The sequence below is a fragment of the Gemmatimonadales bacterium genome (assembly GCA_030697825.1).
Taxonomy (GTDB): domain Bacteria; phylum Gemmatimonadota; class Gemmatimonadetes; order Gemmatimonadales; family JACORV01; genus JACORV01.
In genome coordinates, this window is sequence record JAUYOW010000239.1 from 1 (window position 1) to 3,128 (window position 3,128).

Sequence of the window (3,128 nt, forward strand, 5' to 3'; positions counted from 1 at the left end):
CCCCCGCCGACTCGACCGGCCCCCGTGAGCCGCGCGCGCCGCCGGTCGTCGCTCCCGGCACCCCCGGCACCCCGGGCGCCCCGGCAGGCCGAGGCACTCCCGGCGCACCGGCGGCGACTCGCGATTCGACGCCGGCCATGCGGATGCTGGCGCGGCGCCCCGCCCCGACCGACGCGCGACTGGTAGGTCTCGCGGAGCCGCTCACGCCCGACACCCGATATCTCATAGTGGTGGATGGGGCGCGCAGCCTCTCGGGCATCTCCAGCGTCGCCCGCGCCCAACTCAGCGTACCCAAGCCACGGCGCCAAACACCGGCCGGCCGCCGGGCTCCGGCGGACCCCACGCGGCCCCCAGCGGACACCCCGCGCCCGACGCGCGACACCATCCCGATGGACCGGTGACCGACCTCCGGCGCACGCTCCCATCCGTGGACCGGCTGCTCCGCGCGCCGGCTATCGCCGCACTGGGCGCGGATCAGCCCCGCGACGTCCTGGTCGCCGCGGTCCGGCGCGCCGTCGCCGACGCGCGCGAAGCATCCAAGACCGCGCCGCGGAACGACGCCGATTGGGTCGCAGCCATAGCGCGTGCCATCTCGGACGCCACGACCCCGACGCTCCGCCGCTGCATCAACGCGACCGGGGTCGTGATCCACACCAACCTCGGCCGCGCCCCGCTGGCCGATGTCGCGGTCGAGGCCATCACCGCGGCGGCGCAGGGCTACAGCACGCTCGAGTACGACGTGGGCCGCGGCCGCCGCGGCAGCCGGCACATCCACTGCGCCGACCTCCTCGTCGAGCTCACCGGTGCAGCGGCCGCGATGGTCGTGAACAACGCCGCGTCCGCGCTCCTGCTCGTGCTCGCCGCGGCGGCCGAGGGCGGCGAGGTCGTCGTCTCGCGCGGGGAGTTGATAGAGATCGGCGGCGGGTTCCGCATTCCGGAGATCATGGAGAAGAGCGGCGCGCGGCTGGTGGAAGTCGGAACGACGAACCGGACCCGGCTGGGAGACTATGAGCGCGCGCTCGGCCGCCCCGGCGCCGCGCGCGCTTCGGTCGCGGCCATTCTGAAGGTCCATCGGTCGAACTTCGCCATGATCGGGTTCACGGAAGACACGCCTGTCGATGAGCTCGTGGCGCTCGGCCGCCGGAAGAAGAAGCCGGTCCTGTACGACCTGGGCGGGGGCCTGATGGCGGATCTCTCGAATGTCGGACTCACCGGCGAGCCGACCCTGCGCGAGGCGGTGCAGAGCGGCGCCACCGCCCTTGTCGCCTCGGGCGACAAGCTGCTGGGAGGCCCGCAGGCGGGGCTGCTCGTTGGCTCGGCGTCCTTGCTCGAGCGCTGCCGGGCGCACCCGCTGGCGCGCGCCGTCCGAGCCGACAAGCTCACCTTGGCTGGTCTTGCCGCGACCCTGACGCTGTACCGCGATCCGGTCCGGGCGCGCCGCGAGGTGCCGGTGCTACGGATGCTCACGGTCGGCCGGGCCGAGCTCATGGAACGAGCGACGGCACTTCTTCCACGGCTGCCTGCCGGCGCCAACGCCGAGGTGGTCTCGACCCGCGCGGCGGTCGGGGGCGGGGCGTTCCCGGGCGTCGAGTTGGAGAGTGCCGGTGTGGCGCTCGCCTCCGCCGACGCCGGCGCGCTGGCCGCGCGGCTCCGGCGGCGCGAGACGCCTGTGGTCGGGGTCGTGGGCCGCGGGCGGGTCACGCTCGACCTCCGTACCGTACGCCCGGACGAGGAGCCTGAGCTGGCGCGCGCCCTGGCCGAAGCGATCGGGTGACCCGGATGCGCGGCGCCGTATTCCTCGATCGTGACGGGACCATCATCCATGACCCCGGCTACCTCGACGACGCGGGCCGGGTCGCCCTGCTGCCGAACGCCGCGGAGGGGCTCGGCGAGATGACCCGCGCGGGGTGGCCGCTGGTCATCGTCAGCAACCAGTCGGGGATCGCGCGCGGGCTATATGGCCCCGATTCCTTCGCAACGATCAACCGCCGCATCGAGGAGCTGCTCGCGCCGGAGCGGGTGCGGTTCCTCGCGGCCTACTTCTGCCCCCATCTGCCCGCGATCAGCGGCGCATGCCGATGCCGGAAGCCGGGCGTCGAGTTGTTCGAGCGCGCTGCCGGCGAGCACAACCTCGACCTCGCGAGGTCATGGTTCGTCGGCGACCGCGCCCGCGACGTGGAGCCTGCCCTGACGCTCGGCGGACGGGGTCTGCTGGTCGCGCACGAGGACCGGGCTGAGGACGTCCAACGCGCGGCGGGGCTTGGCGTTGCCCGGGCCGCGGATCTCCTCGCCGCAGCCTCCATTATCGGCGCCTTGGGGCCGTGACTTGCGTCACCGCCCCGGGCCGGCTTTCATGCTATTGCTGCCCCCCGCGGATGCGCATATACTCAGCGTGCGCACGCTGTCCCGCCTCATCCGTCCAACGCTTGCGGAGGCTTGCTTCCATGTCCCGTCGTCCCCTGTTCGCCGCCACGCGCCCGCTGACACTAGGTCTGGTGCTCGCGGCAGCCGCGGCGCTTCCCGCGAGAGCCCAACAACAGATCGCCATGGGGCAGATGATGAGCGGCACCCTCAGCATGGCCGATCCACTGTACTCGGATGGCACGCGCTACAAGCAGTTCATGTTCTACGGGCAGGCCGGTCAGAACATCCAGATCGACGTGGTGTCGAGCGATTTCGACGCCTTCTGCCTGTTCCTCGACCAGAACAACAACGAGCTGGCCCGCGATGACGACGGCGGCGAGGGGTTGAACGCCCGAATCACGCGCACGCTGTCCTACACCGGCATGTACAAGATCATCGTGAACTCGTACCGCTCCGGGGCGACCGGGAACTTCACCGTGTCGTTGCAGGGCTCGGGAGGCATGCCGATGCCGGTCGCGGTGCAGCCGATGCCGATGGCCAACCCGTCGGGCGTCGTCGGCGCCATCGGCGTGAACCAGCAGGTGACGGGCAACCTCACCGGCATGGACGCGCGCTGGGACGGCAAACCATTCCAGGCGTACCAGTTCTCATGCATGGCCGGCCAGTCCCTGCAAGTGGACGTGCTGTCGACGTGGGACAACTACGCCCTGGTGTTCGACCCGGTTGGCAACGTAGTGGCGCGCGACGACGACACCGGCGAAGGC

Annotated in this window: 4 protein-coding genes; all 4 read left to right on the forward strand. The window is 71.9% G+C overall.

The genetic code is table 11. From position 1 onward, the window contains the following. On the forward strand, window positions 1-401 hold a 401-nt coding region (locus tag Q8Q85_12420; protein MDP3775060.1), incomplete at its 5' end, for a hypothetical protein. Then, window positions 398-1,774 carry an L-seryl-tRNA(Sec) selenium transferase gene (gene selA / locus Q8Q85_12425; protein MDP3775061.1) on the forward strand — a complete coding sequence of 459 codons (1,377 nt, stop codon included), beginning with the start codon at window positions 398-400 and terminating at the stop codon, window positions 1,772-1,774. The genes Q8Q85_12420 and selA, both read left to right, overlap by 4 nt. Before the next feature lie 5 nt (window positions 1,775-1,779). Next, the gene (locus Q8Q85_12430; GenBank protein MDP3775062.1) at window positions 1,780-2,325 is read left to right on the forward strand and encodes an HAD family hydrolase; all 546 of its coding nucleotides are present in this window, start codon (window positions 1,780-1,782) and stop codon (window positions 2,323-2,325) included. 119 nt (window positions 2,326-2,444) lie between these two features. Continuing rightward, the coding region (locus tag Q8Q85_12435) for a hypothetical protein (GenBank protein ID MDP3775063.1) at window positions 2,445-3,128 on the forward strand (684 nt) is incomplete at its 3' end.

What these genes read in the sequence shown, in the direction of transcription:
- Q8Q85_12430 (MDP3775062.1), top strand. Translation starts at nt 1,780, where the DNA reads ATGCGCGGCGCCGTATTCCTCGATCGTGACGGGACCATCATCCATGAC.